Consider the following 20,157-nt stretch of genomic DNA (forward strand, 5'->3'; position numbering starts at 1 on the left):
TTTGAGAATAGATAGCTTGAATACCTACCTGACAACGTAAAGACAGAGAAAATAACGAAAAGGTTGCAGGGTTAGTATTCATTGTGCTCCGAAAAATCGAATAGAGGATGGCAGGGTAAACATACGTGAGCTTGTATAATCATACAATACTCGCTCAACTAAATATGTGAATAGTCACTTTTCATTTATCTTAACTATCCACTTAGCAGCCACAGGCTAAACTAATACAACGTCATGACAATCAAGGGACTTCAATGAACACTCATCATCGTATTCTTTCCTGTGCTTTGGCACTCATCGTTTCAGGTCCAATGGCTTCAACTCCAGTATTTGCATGGCAGGCAGAGAAGATCACTGACGGTCTCGAGATTCCATGGGGTCTCGCTTATGTCGATGACGGTACTATGCTTCTCACAGAAAAAGCAGGCGTCATTAAACACGTTGATTTAAAGACTGGTGAACAAAGCACACTGTTCAGGCTTCCCAACGTTTGGGCGAAAGGCCAAGGTGGTCTGTTGGATATCGCGCTCTCCCCTTTTGAACTTGGGAGATTCTATGTCACTTACAGTAAAGACGTCGATGGTGACGGCGTAACAACACTCGCTTCTGCCAGCTACACAAACGGTGGAGTGTCTAATTGGCAAGATGTGTTTGTGTCTAAATCTAGAACAGATACAGGCCGTCACTTCGGTAGCCGTATCACCTTTGATGATAGCCATCTGTATTTTTCAATCGGTGATCGTGGTGACAGAGACAACGGCCAAGACACCATGACTCATGCTGGCTCAATATTGCGATTAAATGCCGATGGAAGCACGCCAAGCGATAACCCATTCACTGACAACAATAAGGTACTTAATGAGATTTGGAGCTATGGCCATCGTAATCCACAAGGGCTGTTCTATGATGCTCCGACTCAAAAACTTTGGTCGATTGAACACGGCCCGCGCGGTGGTGATGAAATCAACCTAATAAAAGCAGGCGCCAACTATGGATGGCCAGTCACATCACACGGAAAAGAGTATTGGGGGCCAATTAGCGTTGGCGAGTCTAAAACCAAAGATGGTATTGAAGCGCCTAAAAAAGTCTATGTTCCTTCAATAGCTCCGGGGAGCTTGATTGTTTACCAAGGCGATAAATACCCAGAGTTAAAAGGAAAGCTGCTGGCTGGCGCACTTAAGCTTACTCACATTAATATTGTGACAGTCAATGAACAAGGTGAGGTAATCAAGGAAGAGCGTATTTTAGAAGACTTAGGCGAAAGGATAAGAGACATCGAAACTTCACCAAGCGGCGACATCTTTTTCAGTACCGATAATGGCAACCTGTACCGCTTGAAAAAGTAGTCTAGTTCTCGTTCAAGTAAAGACATTTCCCTTACAACGACAGTGATAAATATAAGCCGTTAAAAGTGGGCTCAACACCCAGTTAGCGGCTTCTAAATTGCAAAAATAAATGCGCTAAAACAGTGCATTCACTCCAAATTCGTCATCAATTTCGACCACTATTTTCACAAAAACGACAACAAATCACCATACAACTGTAACTCCATGATATTTAAGGAATGCAAAGTTTGACTACCCCCAAGTTTCTGCAACCTTTCACTATGGATTCGATTGACTATCCCCTGATTTGATTTAGACTTCATCTCGGCTAGAAAGAAAGTTCTTTGTATATAAACATTTCGTTGGATTACTAGTAACCCCGTTGTGTTGTACGCAATAGCAATAAACTTTTCCGCGCTATCAGTGCCACAATTGGCTCATAATAAAAATTTAATTTTAGGATATCATCATGTCTAACACAGTTACTGGTAAAGTAAAATGGTTCAACGAAACTAAAGGCTTCGGCTTCATCGAGCAAGAAAACGGCCCAGACGTATTCGCACATTTCTCTGCAATCACAGGCGACGGTTTCAAAACTCTTGCTGAAGGCCAACAAGTTGAGTTCACTGTATCTCAAGGTCAAAAAGGCCCTCAAGCTGACAGCATCAAAGTACTTTAATTTAGTATTTTTAAGCTTTCTAAAAATAGCCAGCCTCTGCTGGCTATTTTTTTACCCGCTATTCAGAGATTTAAGGTAATATTCCCCCCTCACTATTTCTACCTAAGACACCCTATCAATGGCTCTTAAACCGACAATCTACAAGTTTCGTATCTCTTTAACCGATATGAATCGCGACTATTACGACTCTTTTAATCTAACGGTTGCTCAACACCCTTCTGAAACAGAACAGCGCATGATGGCTCGTATCATTGCTTTCTGTATCAATGCATCTCCTGAACTTGAGTTCACTAAAGGGTTGTCTAGCATTGAAGAACCCGATTTATGGCAGAAGTCGTTAGATGACCAAATCTTAGAGTGGATTGATGTGGGTGAACCCGATCCAGAACGCGTTAAGAAAGCGACTCGCTTATCTAAGTCTGTGAGCGTGTTCAGCTTCAACACTAAATCGAATGTTTGGTGGGAACAAAACAAAGGTAAGTTCGGTTACCTGAAAGCTCAAATCGTTCGTCTAGACAACGATGGTATTGAGCAACTAGCAGCGATGACACAACGTACTATGGACCTTTCAGTAATGCTGTCGGGTAACTCTGCGTTCGTAAACAGCGACACTCAATCTGCAGAAGTAACGTGGGAAGAGCTACAGAGTAATGACTGAGATCCAAACTCAGACTGAACCTCAGCGCCAAACTAAGCTCGAAGCGTGTTTGCAGCTCGCTGGTCTCGATTCAGTCAAAGCGCTGACGACTGGCTATGAAAAAGAGCTATCGTCATTTATTGATGAAAACCATGCTCTGTTTAAGCACGCTTGCGAGAACAAGCCGGACAACTCTGCACGTCAGACGTTGCTTGGCCTGTTAACCAAAGTACATATCGATGCAAGCTATCGCTTTGAAAGCAATAAAGAAGCGAATGAAGCGATGCAAAATGTATTCGATAATACAGTGGGTACTGAGCACAGCGACAAGTTTCAAAACTCTAACGCGCAACAGTTAAAGTTAATCACTCATTTGTGGTTGTTCATTCAAGGACGACTAGGAATGGATTACAGCCTTGCTAATGATCATGCTGCTGTAGCCGCTACGCTGCTGTCTCGCATATCGAGAAGCAGTGATGATGAGATTCGCGTAGAGTTTATGGCAAGTTTTTATGATGGCTTGAACCTCTATCAAGCTGAGAACAAGCCGTCCGGTTTTGTTCACCACTTTAAGCGTTTGTTTAATCTTACTTAAGCATTCCACTAGCTGCTGTACCCAAATTTGCGCTTTATAGATTCTGTAGAGCGCATCTAATTTCCGTTCCAACCACCCCCCACCGAAAATGCAGATTCCCTATTACGCTCGTTCCTCGCTTTAGGGAATGACGAAAGTAACTAAGTCACTCATTCTGCAAGATCATCAGCGTTTGCTTCTAATAGGCTGGCGTAGAATACACTCTGAACCCCCACCCTCGTATTTTACCTCACTCGCCGTCATCCTCGAGAAGGAGGAACGACTGAGTCGGGGATCTCCCGCTAACTATACTAATAAACACCTAATCAAAACAGATTCCCTATTACGTTCGTTCCTCACTTTAGGGAATGACAAAAGTGAATAAGTCGCTCATTCTTCACTCTAGGGAGTGACGACATTCGCGGTCTTTGCAGTTTACTTCATTACAAGTACAAAAAAGCCCCACAAAAAGCGAGGCTTAGAAAATTTATTTTCAACGAACATCAATTTACAGAGGCTAAATCGCGTTCATCCAGTGACGAAACGTATTAACGCAAGCCGTGTAAGAACTCGTGGCGCGTTGCTGGGTTTGATCTGAAGATACCACCCAATGCTGTTGTTGTCGTTTCGCTGGTTGCGTCCATTACACCACGAGATTTTACGCAGTAGTGAACCGCATCCATGGTTACAGCAACATCATCCGTTTCTAGTAGCGTTTGCAATGCTACAAGGATTTGCTGTGTCATGCGCTCTTGAACTTGAGGACGTTGAGCAAAGAAACGAACGATTCTGTTGATCTTCGAAAGACCAATAATCTTACCTTGAGGAATGTAAGCGACTGCGGTTTTACCATCAATGGTCACTAAGTGATGTTCGCATGTGCTGGTGACGGTAATGTCTTTTACACGAACCATTTCACGAACACCCATCTTGTTTTCGATCACGGTGATTTTAGGGAAATTGGCGTAATCCAAACCAGAGAAAATCTCATCCACATACATTTTTGCAATACGTTGCGGTGTTTCTTCCAGACTGTCATCTGCAAGATCAAGTTCAAGGAGAGTGAGAATCTCACGCATATGGTGTTCGATTCGTTCCTTTTTCTCTTCTCGGCTAACCTGATTAGGACGCATTGGTGTCTCTAATCCGCGGCTTGCTAGCGCATCTTTAACCAACTTCGCTGATTCGCTAAGACCTGACATTGAACTTCCTCTTTTAATACCCCTTCTGGATGGCAAACAAGGATACTCGGAATTTTGAATAAATACACCCATATTTTAAGGGAGGTCATTATTTACGGGGCTTAAACTATGCTAAAGTGGCTGCAATTTCGTTGGCGAACAACCGTGATTTGATAATTATTGAGCCACCATTGCCAACCACTAAATCAAAATAATAACGACCAAAGGATTTCAATTATGGGCTGTTGCGACGCTCCGGGCTTGATGCCAATTGAAGAAGCACTAGATAAGCTGCTATCGCCAATTAAACCTATTCAAACGACCTTATCATTGCCATTAGCAGAAGCATTGGGTTACGTACTTGCTGAAGATATTCTGTCCCCTATTTTCGTCCCTCCTTTTGATAACTCAGCAATGGACGGCTATGCATTGCGCTTAGCAGACTTAGAGAACGGTAAAGTTCTTCCATTAGCAGGCAAGTCTTTTGCGGGCCAACCGTTCGAAGGTGAATGGCCAGCAAACACCTGTATTCGCATTATGACAGGCGCAAAGATCCCAGAAGGTTGTGACGCCGTAATCATGCAAGAAAATACGGCCGAAACTGAGGTTGGTATTGAGATTCAACAAGACGACATCAAGCTGAACAATAACATTCGCCCTACTGGTGACGATATCAAGCAAGGCGATATCGTACTTAGCCGTGGTGAGCGTTTAACACCTCGTGACATCCCAATGATTGCTTCATTGGGTGTGAGCCACGTGACAGTGTTACATAAACCTAAAGTCGCCTTCTTCTCTACTGGCGATGAGCTAAAGCCATTAGGTCAACCGCTTGAAGACGGTCAGATCTACGACAGTAACCGTTACGGTATTAAACCATTAATCGAAGCATTTGGTTGTGAAGCTATCGACTTGGGTATCATCCCAGATTGCCCTGCAACGCTTAAAGAAACGTTCGAGAAAGCACAGCAAATAGCAGACGTGGTTGTGACTTCTGGTGGCGTGAGTGTTGGTGAAGCGGATTACACCAAAGATATTTTGGAAGAGATCGGCCAAATCGGATTCTGGAAACTGGCAATTAAACCGGGCAAACCGTTCGCATTTGGTGAGTTGGATGACGCGTGGTTCTGTGGCTTACCGGGTAACCCAGTGTCGGCGATGATGACCATGTATGTTTTGGTTCAGCCTATGTTAGCTAAATTGGCTGGTCACACAGCATGGACAGCACCAGAGTCGATTCCTGCTATCACTAAATCTGCATTCAAAAAAGGCCCAGGCCGTACTGATTACCAACGTGGCATCTACTCGATTGAAAACGGTCAGTTTGTAGTAGAAACAACAGGTAACCAAAGTTCAGGCGCTTTCCGCTCAATGAGCTTAGCAAACTGCTTTGTGGTACTAGAGCGCGAACGTGGCCGTGTTGAAGTCGGTGAAACGGTTCAGATTCAACTGTTTAACTCGACGCTTTACTAACGAGGCTTGATGATGGAAATACTGTCTGATGCTGAAATGCTTCGCTACAATCGCCAAATCATTCTTAAACAGTTTGACTTTGAAGGCCAAGAAGCGCTAAAGCAGAGCTCAATCTTAGTTCTGGGTGCCGGCGGCTTGGGTTGTGCCTCTGCGCAATACCTTGCGACGGCGGGTATTGGTAAACTGACACTGATCGACGATGATATTGTCGAGCTTTCAAATTTACAGCGACAAGTACTTCACACCGATGCTGATATTGGTAAGAAGAAGGTCGATTCTGCCGCTGAATCGTTACAGATACTGAACCCTCACCTGACGATTGAAACTGTTGACCACAGGCTTAATGACCAAGCACTTGGCAAGTTGATTGAAGCACATTCACTTGTTCTTGATGCCAGTGACAACGTTGAAACGCGCAATCAACTCAACCGCTTGTGTTACGTCTCTAAAACGCCACTCGTATCAGGTGCAGCGATTCGCATGGAAGGTCAGATTAGTGTGTTCACTTATCAAGACGCAGATGCACCGTGCTACCAGTGTTTAAGCGCTCTATTCGGCAACGCTGCTCTAAGCTGCGTAGAAGCTGGTGTGATGGCGCCTGTTGTTGGCATGGTGGGCGCAGCTCAGGCTTTGGAAGCTATCAAGGTTATTGCTAAGTTTGGACAACCAAAGCAAGGCAAGCTTTTGATTCTCGATGCCATGTCGCACAGCTGGCGTGAAATGAATTTAATGAAGATGCCTAATTGTTCGGTGTGTGGATAAGCTAAGTCCTATCCCCTCTTATCGAAAACCTAAGCCTTGACTAAAAGTCAGGGCTTTTTTAGAGCTCAACATCAGCTTCTTAAATCGCTTTATCAATTTGAAATACTCTATGAGAGATTAATTTCATTTGAGTTCTCATTTTGAGAATACAATAAAAACCCCAGCACCCAAAAATATAAATAATAAAAATCAACAACTTAAAATTGGCACGTAACTTGTAAAAGTATCTAAACCTTCCATGACAAGGATGTAGATATGAGAATTACAACGTTAAGTTTGCTATTAAGTGCGCCCCTAGTCGCCAACGCAGCGCCATTCGATACATGTCCAAGTAAGGCGTACCTCTTTCAATCCACCCCAGTGCAAGTTTGGGGCGTTAACCTAGTGACCGGCTCAACCACTCTGTTAGAAGACGATACGGGCATGAATGCCAATATCAATGGTGTTGGTTTCGACTTTCAAGACAGATATATTTATGGCTATGACACAACCAACAAACGCTTGGTGCGCCTTGGACAGGATTTCCAAGCTGAAGTCATCAATACCAGTGGCTTACCCACCGATCACACCTTTTATGTAGGTGACGTATATGATCACGTTTACTACTTATACCGTACAGGAAAAGGGCTATTCACCGTTGACCTATCTCCTTTAGATACCGACCCAAACGCGACCGTTACGGTTAATAAAATAGCTGGTAGCCCGGCAACCGTAAAACTGACCGATTTTGCTTTCCACCCAAGTGATGGATCTTTGTATGGTATTGATAACAACTCGGGTGGCCTGTACAGCTTCAACCCCACTACAGGCGCAGAAACCTACATTGGTGACACTGGAGAAACAGGTACATTTGGCGCAGGTTATTTCGATGTAAACGGCTACTACTACGTATCTCGAAATCAAGACGGTAAAATTTACCGTATCAATCTGTCTCCTGACAACGCGACCAATATCGCTGCTGGGATTGTTCCGGCGGTTGAATTTGTATCGAATGGCCCAGCTTCTGGTCAAAACGATGGCGCTCGTTGTGCGAACGCGCCTGTTGTAGATGAAGATTCAAACATCGACTTCGGTGACGCGCCAGACAGCTACCTGACTCTTCTCGCAAGTAATGGCCCTCGACATGAACTTGATGGCATCACATGGTTAGGTACAACACCTCCAGATGCGGATTTGGATGGTTATGTCACACCACAATCAGACGAAACCGTTGGAGTGGATGATGAATGGGCCAACGGTGGTATCGGTTTTGTTACCGCACTTGAAGCCGGACTTGATTCAAAAGTTGTGATTGAAGCTTCAACAACCGGTTACCTTTCAGCTTGGATAGACTGGAACCAAGATGGCAGCTTCGATGGCGCCAACGAGCAAGTGTTTACAGATTACGCGCTCGATGCGGGTGAAAACGATCTGTTCCTTAATGTTGATATCAACGCACTAACCGGTACTACGTGGGCTAGATTTAGATTCAGCCAACAAACCAACCTAAGTTATTTTGGCGGTTCAACCTCTGGTGAGGTGGTCGATATTCAAGTCGATGTCCTTAACGATGGTGCCACCGCTCGTTACTTCCCAAGTGCTTCTGGCTACGCAACGCTCGCGTACGAAGATAACTGGCCATATAAAGCCGACTACGACATGAACGATGCTGTTCTTATGTATCGCATTACCGAGATCCTTAAAGATGGAAAGGTCGTTAAATCCACCATCGACGGACGCTTAGCTGCTGTCGGGGCATCGTACAGAAATGGTTTTGCTGTTCGACTTCCTAACCTAGACCCGAGCTTGGTGAGTAGTGGTAGCTCTTACATGAAACACAATGGTGTATTCACTGACCTCGACCTAGAAGATGGACGTAGCGAAGCAATCTTTGTTATCGCCAATGACCTGACAGAAAAAATCAGCACTGGCTGTACCTTCTACCGTACCAGTAATGGATGTAAAGAGGATGAGCAGTTCTCATTCCAAATTGGTATTACTTTAGCCGGTGACGGTGTGAGTACTGGCAGCTGGACCGATATGCCTTACGACCCGTTCATCTTCGCAACGCCTGGGTATTATCACGGTGAAAACCTACCTCTACATCCAGGACGCAGCTGGGAGGTTCACTTGCCAGACCAAGCGCCAACAGAAGCATTTGATACCACTAACCTCTTTGAAGCTGGTTTAGGCGTCGATGACAGTAATCCATCAACAGGTAAATACTTCAAAACAGTAGAAAATCACCCTTGGGCACTAATAGTGACTTCGGATGACGAATGGGAGTGGCCTCTAGAGTACGTCGATATTGTTACCGCTTACCCAGAGTTTAAAGAATACGCAGAGTCCGGCGGTGACACGAACCAAACATGGTACCAATCACCTACAGACAACCAACGTTACAAACCATAAGGAGAGACGTTATGACTATTCACACTAAACAATATCGAGACAATCATTGCGTTGATTCAAGCCGCAATCTCTCTGAGGAAGAACGTATGTCTGTACCAAGCACTTGGAACATGAAGAAGTCACTAGCCGTTATTTTAGCTGCAGCTCCATTGGTATTAGCCGGTTGTGGGGGCGGTGGTGGTGGCGGCGGAAGTGCATCTACTCCATCACCATCTACACCCTCGGCACCTGCAACCCCATCGACTCCGGTAACAGCAACGCCTTCGCCGTCTCCCGCGACAAGTGCGGTAGCTGCGCAAAGCTATACGATGAGTGATTTGGTGGTACCTGACGGGTTTGACTACAGCTCTGTTGAACAATTTGATCTCGACATCGACATCAGCAGCATTTCGACAGACCGTTCTTTTGTGACCGTTTATAGCCGATTTAGTACAAGAGGTGACTCAACCTTGAAGCCAGATTACTCCAGTAAAGTCATTGCAGGTCCATTAGATAATGGTGTGTTCGCCTCCAACTTTGCAGCACCGGTAAACCATGAAGCACTCTTGATAGAGATTTGGTTCTACGATGGTCAACCTCCATTACAACAAGTGGTTTCCAGCGGCGATTCTCAGATTGTCTGGCAGTAAGTCGTTAACAACAGGTAAGTCGTTTAACAGCAGCTAACTTGTCGTCAGCGAGGTCTATGACGAAACCGATTCAAAATTGATTCTTTGTAGGTAGAAAGTGAGCAGAAATGCTCACTTTTTTGTTTTCGCCGAAGAGCGGTTAATTCAGATTTCTTAGCGAGTAACATTCACTTTACCGCCAATCTCACTTATATTTTCAATATAACCTTCAAAGACTTACTCTCATGAAACAGTTAAAAATAGGTCTATTTATATTGATGTGCGGTGTGGGGGTGCTATTGGCCCTCTCCTATTTCCCGCTAACATCTGAGACGGGACAACGCATTCAAGCCAAAGTAATTTCGAACACGCTGACTCAATCCTTAGATGGACACAGGCGTTATCTTACGGTTCAGACAAAAGATAATGACGTATTTCGCGTCTCTATTGCTCCAACCACAGACTGCCCTATTGATTCTGTGGTCGCGCTTGATACATTAAACAATCAAATAACCGGACAAAGCAGTTATCAGTTCATCCACTGTCGAGCTGCACAGTAACGGGCTATACAACAACGGTATTCGTAAAAACGACAGTAATCTCTCTAACAACAAGAATCGCTCTAACACTGTATTAGCTAAAACAGTAGTAATGCATAACAACAATAATCGCTAAAACAACAAGAATGGATATAACAATAATGAATCAGCCACTCATCTCACCACAACAACTTCAACAACGTTTGCTAGCAGAAGACAATATCATCCTCCTCGACGCCAGTATCGAGTTTCAAATTCCAAGCGAGTCAGAGAAGATCAAAGGACAAATGATTCCTGGGGCTATTCGTTTTGACTACGACAAAGATTTTTGTAACAAGCACACTCTGCTTCCTCACATGTTCCCGACCGAAAAACACTTCAACACACGTGCACAAGAAATTGGCATCAATCAAGACAGCACGATTGTGGTTTACGATAACGCCGGAACCTTCGCTTCGCCCCGTGCGTGGTGGATGTTTATGGCAATGGGACACAACAACGTATACATCTTAGATGGTGGTTTACCTGCGTGGATCGAAGCTGGTTACGCGACAGAGACTGACTATCGAACCGAAGTGAAAACGGGCAACTTTGAAGGCCATATTCAAGACAACTATTTTGTCAGTGCTCAGCAGATTGAAAGTTACTCAACTGACAAGAGCGCAAACATTGTAGACGCGCGTTCTCAAGCTCGCTTCGATTCAGAAGTTCCTGAACCACGTGAAGGCTTACGTAGTGGCCACATCCCAAACTCAGTTTGCTTACCGTTCGCTCAAGTATTAAATGATGGAAAATTAAGAACTCAACAAGAGTTAATTGAGATATTTTCCACCATAGAGATCGCCCCTTCTCAACCTATGTTCTTTAGCTGTGGCTCTGGAGTAACAGCCTGCATCATATTATTGGCCGCTAAACTCGCTGGCTATACAGGTGAAATGGGCGTTTACGATGGCTCATGGACTGAGTGGGGCGCTAACGAGAAGCTACCTATCGCCGTAACTGAAAAGTAATTCAACTTCACTCAGTGCTACTGTTAACCATACTGCTAGAACATACGACGTGCGCATAACAAGCTTATTCACAGTGAGAATAAAACCTCATGGAGTAAGCTTTTTACTCTGTAGCTAACGGCTACCTCCGCTTGAAGCCAGAGCGCGATTAGCGTTACTGCTATAAACGACGACCGTTTGCTAACTATAAACTGTGATTAACCATGGGTTATTCGTTATCAAAATTCTGAATACTAATATTTCGCTCAAGAATCTCTGCTCGTAGTCGTTACACTATTTAATCATTAATACTTCCATTATTGATATTTGTATCCTTCGTTGCATGAATCACGCTGACAATCCACTAGTTTGTCACTTGCTCTCTGTTTAAGTAGTAATTAACAAAAGGCATCTCATGGCTCTATTTAAGAAAAATATCTGGTCGCTGTATGTTCTGATCGTACTGCTTACCCTGATACTTTTCGCTGTGTTGGGCGTAAGCAAGTGGCAAGCAAACAGAGATGACTTCACGGAGCAACAGCACATACAGGTAGAACTTTTTTCTAGCTCTGTTAGCTCGCTGATGACCAGTCAAGAAGCACTACTTGAAGTTGTAGGGCACCAGTTAGCCCAACAATCTGATTTTACTCGCACGGCTTCTATCCAGATTCGACCAATATTAGATAAACTACTTGATACTCACCCCGCGATAGCCGCATTTGGGTTACTTAATCCTGAAGGTGATTACCTTGCAATTAGCTCGAACCTACAGCTATCCGATCAGCATAATTTGCTTAACGACTCATACACCAGAGATTCATTTCTCGAGGTCATGTCTAGCGAAAAAATGGTGTTGGGACGTACCTATTTCCAGGACTCACTTAACAGCCTAGTAATTCCGCTAAGAAAGTCGATTTCAATCGATGGCAAGCATGTCGATGCGGTCATGACTGCGGGTTTGCGTTTGGACAGTACGATCGTATTTGAAAGCAACGCACACGCAGGTAGCTACAACACGTTAACTTTGCTTAGAACAGACAACTATCGTCAGTTCTTTTCTAGCGACATCGAATCTCTTGACGCCTATTTGGAACCTGTTGCTAACGACCTGATGAAGCGCATTACCAAAAACTTTTTAGAACAAGTGAATGTCAGTGTCAAAGAAGCAAAAACCGGTAAAGACACGTACTCTTTCAGTATCAGTGACGACACATATCACTCGCTCGTTAGCGCTAAATACATTCCAGACTACAAGCTTTGGGTGGTCGGCCGTACGGATCTATCGCACGTCGATGGCATATTCGTAAAAGAGTTTGGCATTCTTTTTGTTGCCTTTATTTTTCTTCAATTTGTTTTCTACTTTTTAGTAAAATCGATTGCCAAAAACGAACAACGTACTCGAAGCCAACTCATCTACCAAGCGAATCATGACCCGTTAACCTCTCTACCCAACCGTTTATACATGCGTAGAAACATTAGTAAATGGATTGAAGATGAGTCAGAGCCGTTCTCACTATTGTTTATCGATATCGATAACTTTAAATGCGTCAACGATACCCACGGGCACGACTTCGGTGACAAGGTACTCAAGCAAATCGCTTTACGTTTGATGAGATTCCGCTCTCGAGTCAGCCTATTGGTGCGCGAATCCAGTGATGAGTTTTTATTCTTAACGCCTTTATCGAATGAAGTTGAAATTAAACGACTCGCCAAGCGAATTATTGAAGTGCTATCTCAACCTTATGAAGTCGAAAGCGCGCAGTTCTTGTTAGGTTGTAGCATCGGCGTAGCGCGTTTTCCTGAACACGGAAAAGATCTTGATAGCCTGTTACGCTCTGCCGACATTTCCATGTACAAAGCGAAGCAGCAGCAAAACTCGTACAGTATTTTTACAACGGAGATGCAAGACGCCCACCTCTACAAAATGAAAGTAGAACAAAGGCTACGTATCGCAATCGAGAAACAAACTCTGTTCATGGTCTTCCAACCACTGGTCCGTGCTAATGAAAGTATTCACGGTGTAGAAGCACTCGTTCGCTGGATTGATGACGAGCTGGGTTTCGTTCCACCAGATGTCTTTATACCGGTGGCTGAAAACACTGGCTTAATGCAAAAGCTCGGCACTTTTATTATTGAGTCCAGCATTATGCAGATCGCCCATTTGCACCGAACGACGGAACAAAAGATCGGGCTTTCGATCAACATATCTGTTCGACAGTTTTCTCACCGATCTTTCTCTGAGCATTTATTTACAACGCTGGAGAAATATCAGCTCTCTGCAAGTTGTCTAACATTAGAGATTACCGAAAGCTTGTTTATTGAAGACGTAGACATAGTGAAGCCTATTTTCGAAGCCTTACACGAAAAGAATATAAAGATATCTTTAGATGACTTCGGTACAGGCTATTCCTCATTAAGCATGTTGAAAGCACTTCCTATTGATGAGCTTAAGATTGACAAGAGCTTTATTGAGAATATTGCTGTCGATCAGCAGTCACTCACCATGGTGCAAAACATCATCGCAATCGGTAAGAACTTCGGCATGGTGGTATTGGCAGAAGGCGTAGAATCGAACGAGCACTTCGCGATTCTAAAGGCATGTGGATGTGACTTAATGCAAGGCTACTACTTCTCTCGCCCTATTCCTTACGATGAGCTTGCTGCTCACCTAAACCAGCAAGTGACCGAGCACGCGGAATGTTCTGTTTAAGAACGTGAGTTAAATAGACGAGCTAAATAAAGAAGGTAGGCGGACAAACACCTACCTTATTTTCTGGGTATTTTCTGTTCGGTTATTTATTCATTTCGCTATGCATAACATCGATCAACTGTCCGGAAGGATCACCTGATAATTCCCAAGTAAAAATACCGCCTAGGTCAGACTTCTTCGCCCATTCTGCTTTTGCTTTAATGGAACGCTGATCTTCAAAAGATATGAATACTTTTTTATCTGGGTTCCACAAATAAGGTGCTTGAGCTTGTTCATCGTACTTGTACTCATAACCTTGTTTGCTGCTGTAGTTATTCATAAGATCCCAAAACATGAAGTAACCATTTTCACCAGTACCAAATTGCGCCCCTTGTTCAGAAACTAGGTCACCTTTAGGCAGCTCTCCAGCAAAGTCTTTTGTCCCTTGCCAGCCTCGACCATAAAAAGCCGCCCCGATCACGAGCTTCTCGCTAGGAATACCTTGCTCTATCATCTGATTAATGAAGACATCAGCTCCCATTCCCCACCAACTGCGCTCTGTGGCATGTAAGTTGGTTGTGTGACCAGTCTGAGTTCCCCAACCTCCGAGGAAGTCATACGTCATCGCAAACATGTTCGTCAAATATGGGCTAGCTGCGTTCCAATCAATTTGGGCTGCCTTAGCACCCACACCAACAGCCGTTGAAAGCTCGTAATCTCTTTGAGTCGTCTTTGATAGAGCGTCCAAGTCACTTCTAATTGTTTTTACTAGAAGTGTAAATGCTTCACGCTCTAGCGCTTTTTGCTCATCCGTTAGTTTAGTATCTGGGTTCCAAGGCGAAGTGGTTAAACCACCGCCTCCTGGGTATTCCCAATCAAGATCAATACCATCAAAGAAGTCATATTTTTGAATCAACTCAACAGCCGTTTTTGAAAAGTGCGCAATGGCTTTAGGGTCTTTCGCCATCGCATGGAAAGGTTCAGACATCGTCCATCCACCAAATGATGGCAATATTTTGATATTTTGATTGTCGGCCTTCAGTTGAGCTAACTGGGCAAAATGACCTTTATAGGCGACATCAACATTCACGTCTCCGAAATCGACTTCTAACGCAGCTTCTTTATCCACAATGATCGCGGTATATGGTTCTTTGTCTGCACATTGCTGCTTAATTTGTTTTTGGACAGGCTCACCAGCACCGCTATGAGGACCACACATGCTTAAGAAGGCGTAAATAATATGTGAGAGCTTGTCTGCCGGTATGTCGTCAACGGTATAAGGGTTGTCTTTATTCAGATATTGCCAATCTGCAAAATACCCAGCGACGACTTTATCATCAGCATGTGCAGTAGGCGTGAGTATACAAGCAGCGGCTATTAAGCTAAGCGCACTGATAGAATTAAATTTAAAGATAGAACTTGATTGGTCACTGTTACTAGAAATGGCTTGTGTGATAAATGACAGTTTCATAATTATCTCCTTTAGTGTGGCTTAACATTAAAGAGTGATAATTCTTTCAACCGCTGAACAAATTCACTATTCGAGTCATATCTAATAGTTATCCCCTTTATTGCACTGGTTTCATTAGGGGGAATTACCATCATTGCTCAAATAGTGAATTCAACGAAGCATGAGTATCTTACTATTTACTGCCGTTTGGTTTATTCACGCTAAGTTGTTCATCCAAGTTAAGTACCGTTAAAGCATTACTTACACTAGTCGCAATCACATCAACTACGCCAGTTCTTAACGCGCCTAATAAAGCTAATGGTTTACTGTTCTCGGCAGCGATGGCGATTACATCAGCGATAGGGCGGAACTCTTCCAAGGCCAAACCAATCACACGGTCACTCATTACTGTATTTGCCGCTTTGCCGTGAACGTCGAAAAAGTCATAGCCAGCAAAGTCACCGACGACACCTTGTAGTAAACGAGACTGTACTACCTCACCCGCGGTAAACCAGCCTAAGTCGACCATATAGCTGTTTTCACTCATATCACCGATACCCACTAATGCGACATCCGCTTTACGAGCTAGATCGAGTGTTTGCTTAACAGTACTGTTTTCCATGAACGCGGATTTTTGTGCTTTGTTTTCAGCATAAGCAGGCGCGTACAAGGTTTCAGAAGATCCGCCGTACTTTTTCGCTAGTTGTCTGCATATATGGTCGGCGTTAAACATACCGCCTCTTGGGTGAATACCGCCGATACCGCATACGAATTTACAGTCACGTGGGGTAATTACGCCAGTATGGTGAGCAACAGACGATACGTTTCGACCTTGTCCTACTGTCACCACCATGCCGTTTTTCAGTGTACTGGTAAGATAGTTAGACACCAAACCAGCAACCTGTAACCGCTGCTTCTCTTCATTCGGTTGGTCTAGTGCAACCAATGCACGCTTAACACCAAATCGTTCGATCAAACGTTGTTCGATCTTCGCGCTGAATACTGGGTGGTATTTCACGGTGATCTCGACAATCCCTTCATCGCGGGCTTGCTTGAGCATTCGACCAACCTTTGCACGAGAGATAGAGAACTTTTTAGAAATCTCTTCTTGTGTAGCGCCTTCTTGATAGTAAGCAACGGCTACTTCAGTGAGGAGATCAGTGTTTTCTTCGGAAACATCTTGGATATTCTTACTCATATACCACTCAACCAATATTTAACAATTATTTTACCTGCTGTACTTCCTAATATAGGAGAGCTCAGTAAGTGATACACAAGCTTACACCCTGAACATATGTAACAACAAGGAACATTTGCTCAGCATCTTAACCATAGTTTTATTGTTGATTAATTCACCTCACTTTGTCTGTTAAACGTTTGCTTGCATACCCCATGATTACTAGAGCGAAATATATTTGACTGAAGTCACCATACGGCACTATTTACCGTTGACTTTGGGGCTAGATCGGATAAATATGGCTACATCATTTACTCATCGAGCGAACAAATGTTCTGTGCAAATGTTCGTTCGGAGAAAAATTTAAATTAATGTAAGTTAGGCTCACTGGTACAACCATGAGGAACTTCATTAGTTCGCTTGCAAATGCCCACACCTCTCCCATTAAAGGGGTGTTCTGCGATACATAGGATGATCAAAATGAGCAATAAATTAGAGCAACTTCGTAAACTAACAACTGTTGTAGCTGACACTGGCGATATCGAAGCTATCAGCAAGTACACTCCGGAAGATGCAACAACTAACCCTTCTCTAATTCTTAAAGCCGCTCAAATTGCTGAGTACGCACCTCTAATCGATGCTTCTATCGAATACGCTAAAGCGCAAAGCGCTGATAAAGCACAACAAGTTCAAGACACTTGTGACATGCTTAACGTGAACATCGGTAAAGAAATCCTTAACGTTGTACCTGGCCGTATCTCTACTGAAGTAGATGCTCGTCTTTCTTACGACATGGAAGGCAGCGTTGCTAAAGCTCGTCAACTTATCAAAATGTACAACGACGCTGGCATCACTAACGACCGCATCCTTATCAAGTTGGCTTCTACTTGGGAAGGCATCCGTGCTGCTGAAATCCTAGAGAAAGAAGGCATCAACTGTAACCTAACGCTTCTATTCTCTTTCGCTCAAGCTCGTGCTTGTGCTGAAGCGGGTGTATTCCTAATCTCTCCTTTCGTTGGTCGCATCATGGACTGGTACAAAGCGAAAGAAGGTCGCGATTTCGAAGCTTCAGAAGATCCAGGCGTAATCTCTGTTTCAGAAATCTACAACTACTACAAAGAGCACGGTTACAAGACTGTTGTTATGGGCGCAAGCTTCCGTAACATCGGTGAGATCCTTGAACTTGCTGGCTGTGACCGTCTAACTATCGCTCCTCAACTTCTAGCTGACCTAGAAGCAGCTGAAGGCGAAGTCGTAGAGAAGCTAATCGACTCTAACGGTACTAAAGAGCGTCCTGCTGCAATGACTCACGCTGAGTTCCTATGGGATCATAACCAAGACCCAATGGCTGTAGAGAAGCTAGCTGAAGGCATCCGCAACTTCGCCGTAGACCAAGGCAAACTAGAAGACATGATCGCAGCTAAGCTGTAATCACTACCGAATAAATAAGAGGAACGAATTTCGTTCCTCTTTTACATCTATCCACGAATTTTTAATTTCGAATCAATTTTGGAAGCAATTATGAACCGCAAACATCTAGCTAACGCGATCCGTGCTCTAAGCATGGACGGCGTACAACAAGCAAACTCTGGTCACCCTGGCGCACCTATGGGCATGGCTGACATCGCTGAAGTACTTTGGCGCTCTCACCTAAACCACAACCCGTCAAACCCAGAGTGGGCTGACCGCGACCGTTTTATCCTGTCTAACGGCCACGGCTCTATGCTGATTTACTCTCTGCTTCATCTAGCAGGTTACGAGCTTTCAATTGAAGACCTTAAGAACTTCCGTCAACTGCACTCTAAGACTCCAGGTCACCCAGAGTACGGCTACGCACCAGGTATCGAAACAACGACTGGTCCTCTAGGTCAAGGCATCACCAACGCTGTTGGTATGGCGATGGCTGAAAAAGCTCTTGCGGCACAGTTCAACAAAGAAGGCCACGACATCGTAGACCACTACACTTATGCATTCATGGGTGATGGCTGTCTGATGGAAGGTATCTCTCACGAAGCATGTTCTCTAGCAGGTACGCTAGGTCTTGGTAAGCTGGTTGCTTTCTGGGATGACAACGGCATCTCTATCGATGGCGAAGTGGAAGGCTGGTTCTCTGACGATACACCTAAGCGTTTTGAAGCTTACGGCTGGCACGTAATCCCAGCAGTTGATGGTCACGATGCTGATGCTATCAACGCGGCTATCGAAGCAGCTAAAGCGGATCCTCGTCCGACTCTAATCTGTACTAAAACAGTAATCGGCTTTGGTTCTCCAAACAAAGCAGGTACGCACGACTGTCACGGTGCACCATTAGGCGCTGATGAAATCGCAGCAACTCGTAAGCAACTAGGTTGGGAGCACGGTCCTTTTGAAATTCCGTCGGAAGTTTACTCAGAGTGGGATGCGAAAGAAGCAGGCGCAGCTAAGGAAGCAGCGTGGAACGAGAAACTTGCAGCTTATGAAGCAGCATACCCTGAGCTGGCAGCTGAATTCAAACGCCGCGTAAACGGTGATCTTCCTGCTGAATGGGAAGAGAAAGCATCGGCAATCATCGCTGATCTTCAAGCTAACCCAGCAAACATCGCATCACGTAAAGCATCTCAAAATGCACTAGAAGCGTTCGGTGCTATGCTACCTGAATTCATGGGCGGCTCTGCTGACCTTGCGCCTTCTAACCTGACTATGTGGTCTGGTTCTAAGTCTCTTGAAGCAAATGACTTCTCTGGTAACTACATCCACTACGGTGTACGTGAATTCGGTATGACGGCTATCATGAACGGTATCGCTCTGCACGGTGGTTTCGTACCATACGGCGCAACGTTCCTAATGTTCATGGAATACGCTCGTAACGCTATGCGTATGGCTGCTCTGATGAAAACTCAGAACATCCAAGTTTACACGCACGATTCTATCGGCCTAGGCGAAGATGGTCCTACTCACCAACCGGTTGAGCAGATCGCTTCTCTACGTCTGACTCCAAACATGAGCACATGGCGTCCATGTGACCAAGTTGAGTCTGCTGTTGCTTGGAAACTGGCAATCGAGCGTAAAGATGGTCCTTCTGCACTTATCTTCTCTCGTCAAAACCTTGCACAACAAGATCGTGACGCTGAGCAAGTAGCAAACATCGCTAAGGGTGGTTACATCCTGAAAGATTGCGCTGGCAAGCCAGAGCTAATCATCATTGCAACGGGTTCTGAAGTTGAGCTAGCGGTTAGCGCTGCTGCTGAACTAACCGCTGAAGGTAAAGCGGTACGCGTAGTATCTATGCCTGCAACTGATGCATTCGACAAGCAAGACGCTGAATACCGTGAGTCTGTACTTCCGTCAGACGTTACAGCACGTATCGCAGTAGAAGCTGGCATCGCTGACTTCTGGTACAAGTATGTTGGCTTCGGTGGCAAGATCATCGGTATGACAACGTTCGGCGAATCTGCACCAGCAGGCGAGCTATTCAAGATGTTTGGTTTCACTACTGAAAACGTAGTAAACACAGCGAAAGAGATTCTTGCTTAGTCTGTTAATCCGTTAGCTGATTTCTAAGCACATAATAGAAAGCCCTACTCTTTTGAGTAGGGCTTTTTTGTATCTGTTGCCTGTTAATCTGTTATCTGTTCTTTTGGCTCACAAAAAAGCCCTGCTAGCTTCGCAAGGCTCTTTCTTGTTTCTTAATTTCTCATTCGGGT

At 44.4% G+C, this 20,157-nt stretch carries 16 protein-coding genes; 13 read left to right on the top strand and 3 right to left on the bottom strand.

All coding sequences use genetic code 11. The features are described from left to right. Positions 1-254 precede the first annotated feature (254 nt). From OCU90_RS21315 to OCU90_RS21330, 4 genes are all read left to right on the top strand, one after another. Positions 255-1,346, top strand: a complete 1,092-nt coding sequence (locus tag OCU90_RS21315; RefSeq protein WP_061025377.1) for a PQQ-dependent sugar dehydrogenase — start codon at positions 255-257, stop codon at positions 1,344-1,346. 448 nt (positions 1,347-1,794) lie between these two features. Beyond that, a complete protein-coding gene (locus tag OCU90_RS21320) occupies positions 1,795-2,004 on the top strand; it encodes a cold-shock protein (protein WP_004731543.1) in 210 nt (69 codons plus the stop codon). A 118-nt stretch (positions 2,005-2,122) separates the two neighbouring features. Next, positions 2,123-2,662 (top strand): YaeQ family protein, encoded by a 540-nt coding sequence (locus OCU90_RS21325; RefSeq protein WP_004731545.1) that lies wholly within the window; start codon positions 2,123-2,125, stop codon positions 2,660-2,662. Further along, a complete protein-coding gene (locus OCU90_RS21330) occupies positions 2,655-3,236 on the top strand; it encodes a hypothetical protein (RefSeq protein ID WP_061025375.1) in 582 nt (193 codons plus the stop codon). The genes OCU90_RS21325 and OCU90_RS21330 overlap by 8 nt, the downstream gene beginning before the upstream one ends. Positions 3,237-3,763: 527 nt before the next feature. On the opposite strand, the gene folE is transcribed toward OCU90_RS21330, so the two are convergent. Further along, on the bottom strand, positions 3,764-4,417 hold the full coding sequence (folE, locus tag OCU90_RS21335; RefSeq protein WP_004731548.1) for a GTP cyclohydrolase I FolE: 654 nt from the start codon (positions 4,415-4,417) through the stop codon (positions 3,764-3,766). Between the two features lie 216 nt (positions 4,418-4,633). Between folE and moeA the strand changes: the two genes are divergently transcribed. The 7 genes from moeA (at position 4,634) to OCU90_RS21370 (ending at position 13,868) form a co-directional block, all read left to right on the top strand. Further along, positions 4,634-5,869 carry a molybdopterin molybdotransferase MoeA gene (gene moeA / locus OCU90_RS21340; protein ID WP_061025373.1) on the top strand — a complete coding sequence of 412 codons (1,236 nt, stop codon included), beginning with the start codon at positions 4,634-4,636 and terminating at the stop codon, positions 5,867-5,869. 12 nt (positions 5,870-5,881) lie between these two features. Continuing rightward, positions 5,882-6,631, top strand: coding sequence for a molybdopterin-synthase adenylyltransferase MoeB (moeB, locus tag OCU90_RS21345; protein ID WP_004731552.1), 750 nt, complete (start codon positions 5,882-5,884; stop codon positions 6,629-6,631). A gap of 255 nt (positions 6,632-6,886) precedes the next feature. Further along, entirely contained in the window at positions 6,887-9,022 is a 2,136-nt protein-coding gene (locus OCU90_RS21350; RefSeq protein ID WP_061025371.1) for an LruC domain-containing protein, read from the top strand. Positions 9,023-9,033: 11 nt separating this feature from the next. After that, positions 9,034-9,651 (top strand): hypothetical protein, encoded by a 618-nt coding sequence (locus OCU90_RS21355; protein WP_061025369.1) that lies wholly within the window; start codon positions 9,034-9,036, stop codon positions 9,649-9,651. A gap of 224 nt (positions 9,652-9,875) precedes the next feature. Further along, a complete protein-coding gene (locus OCU90_RS21360; protein ID WP_017077526.1) occupies positions 9,876-10,190 on the top strand; it encodes a hypothetical protein in 315 nt (104 codons plus the stop codon). Positions 10,191-10,330: 140 nt separating this feature from the next. Continuing rightward, entirely contained in the window at positions 10,331-11,179 is an 849-nt protein-coding gene (locus OCU90_RS21365) for a sulfurtransferase (protein WP_061025367.1), read from the top strand. A gap of 394 nt (positions 11,180-11,573) precedes the next feature. Next, positions 11,574-13,868, top strand: coding sequence for a putative bifunctional diguanylate cyclase/phosphodiesterase (locus OCU90_RS21370; RefSeq protein ID WP_061025365.1), 2,295 nt, complete (start codon positions 11,574-11,576; stop codon positions 13,866-13,868). Between the two features lie 82 nt (positions 13,869-13,950). On the opposite strand, the gene OCU90_RS21375 is transcribed toward OCU90_RS21370, so the two are convergent. Together OCU90_RS21375 and OCU90_RS21380 are read right to left on the bottom strand one after the other, a co-directional pair. Beyond that, positions 13,951-15,318: a glycoside hydrolase family 18 protein gene (locus tag OCU90_RS21375; protein WP_181258801.1), complete on the bottom strand. Its 1,368-nt coding sequence runs from the start codon at positions 15,316-15,318 to the stop codon at positions 13,951-13,953. Between the two features lie 172 nt (positions 15,319-15,490). Further along, entirely contained in the window at positions 15,491-16,495 is a 1,005-nt protein-coding gene (locus OCU90_RS21380) for a sugar-binding transcriptional regulator (protein WP_061025363.1), read from the bottom strand. 459 nt (positions 16,496-16,954) lie between these two features. Between OCU90_RS21380 and tal the strand changes: the two genes are divergently transcribed. Together tal and tkt are read left to right on the top strand one after the other, a co-directional pair. Continuing rightward, on the top strand, positions 16,955-17,905 hold the full coding sequence (tal, locus tag OCU90_RS21385; RefSeq protein ID WP_029222135.1) for a transaldolase: 951 nt from the start codon (positions 16,955-16,957) through the stop codon (positions 17,903-17,905). Positions 17,906-17,995: 90 nt separating this feature from the next. Next, positions 17,996-19,987, top strand: a complete 1,992-nt coding sequence (gene tkt / locus OCU90_RS21390) for a transketolase (protein ID WP_004731573.1) — start codon at positions 17,996-17,998, stop codon at positions 19,985-19,987. The last annotated feature ends 170 nt before the right edge of the window (positions 19,988-20,157 follow it).

Source organism: Vibrio splendidus (assembly GCF_024347615.1).
GTDB lineage: Bacteria > Pseudomonadota > Gammaproteobacteria > Enterobacterales > Vibrionaceae > Vibrio > Vibrio splendidus.

What these genes read in the sequence shown, in the direction of transcription:
- OCU90_RS21315 (WP_061025377.1), top strand. Translation starts at nt 255, where the DNA reads ATGAACACTCATCATCGTATTCTTTCCTGTGCTTTGGCACTCATCGTT.
- OCU90_RS21320 (WP_004731543.1), top strand. Translation starts at nt 1,795, where the DNA reads ATGTCTAACACAGTTACTGGTAAAGTAAAATGGTTCAACGAAACTAAA.
- OCU90_RS21325 (WP_004731545.1), top strand. Translation starts at nt 2,123, where the DNA reads ATGGCTCTTAAACCGACAATCTACAAGTTTCGTATCTCTTTAACCGAT.
- OCU90_RS21330 (WP_061025375.1), top strand. Translation starts at nt 2,655, where the DNA reads ATGACTGAGATCCAAACTCAGACTGAACCTCAGCGCCAAACTAAGCTC.
- folE (WP_004731548.1), bottom strand. Translation starts at nt 4,417, where the DNA reads ATGTCAGGTCTTAGCGAATCAGCGAAGTTGGTTAAAGATGCGCTAGCA.
- moeA (WP_061025373.1), top strand. Translation starts at nt 4,634, where the DNA reads ATGGGCTGTTGCGACGCTCCGGGCTTGATGCCAATTGAAGAAGCACTA.
- moeB (WP_004731552.1), top strand. Translation starts at nt 5,882, where the DNA reads ATGGAAATACTGTCTGATGCTGAAATGCTTCGCTACAATCGCCAAATC.
- OCU90_RS21350 (WP_061025371.1), top strand. Translation starts at nt 6,887, where the DNA reads ATGAGAATTACAACGTTAAGTTTGCTATTAAGTGCGCCCCTAGTCGCC.
- OCU90_RS21355 (WP_061025369.1), top strand. Translation starts at nt 9,034, where the DNA reads ATGACTATTCACACTAAACAATATCGAGACAATCATTGCGTTGATTCA.
- OCU90_RS21360 (WP_017077526.1), top strand. Translation starts at nt 9,876, where the DNA reads ATGAAACAGTTAAAAATAGGTCTATTTATATTGATGTGCGGTGTGGGG.
- OCU90_RS21365 (WP_061025367.1), top strand. Translation starts at nt 10,331, where the DNA reads ATGAATCAGCCACTCATCTCACCACAACAACTTCAACAACGTTTGCTA.
- OCU90_RS21370 (WP_061025365.1), top strand. Translation starts at nt 11,574, where the DNA reads ATGGCTCTATTTAAGAAAAATATCTGGTCGCTGTATGTTCTGATCGTA.
- OCU90_RS21375 (WP_181258801.1), bottom strand. Translation starts at nt 15,318, where the DNA reads ATGAAACTGTCATTTATCACACAAGCCATTTCTAGTAACAGTGACCAA.
- OCU90_RS21380 (WP_061025363.1), bottom strand. Translation starts at nt 16,495, where the DNA reads ATGAGTAAGAATATCCAAGATGTTTCCGAAGAAAACACTGATCTCCTC.
- tal (WP_029222135.1), top strand. Translation starts at nt 16,955, where the DNA reads ATGAGCAATAAATTAGAGCAACTTCGTAAACTAACAACTGTTGTAGCT.
- tkt (WP_004731573.1), top strand. Translation starts at nt 17,996, where the DNA reads ATGAACCGCAAACATCTAGCTAACGCGATCCGTGCTCTAAGCATGGAC.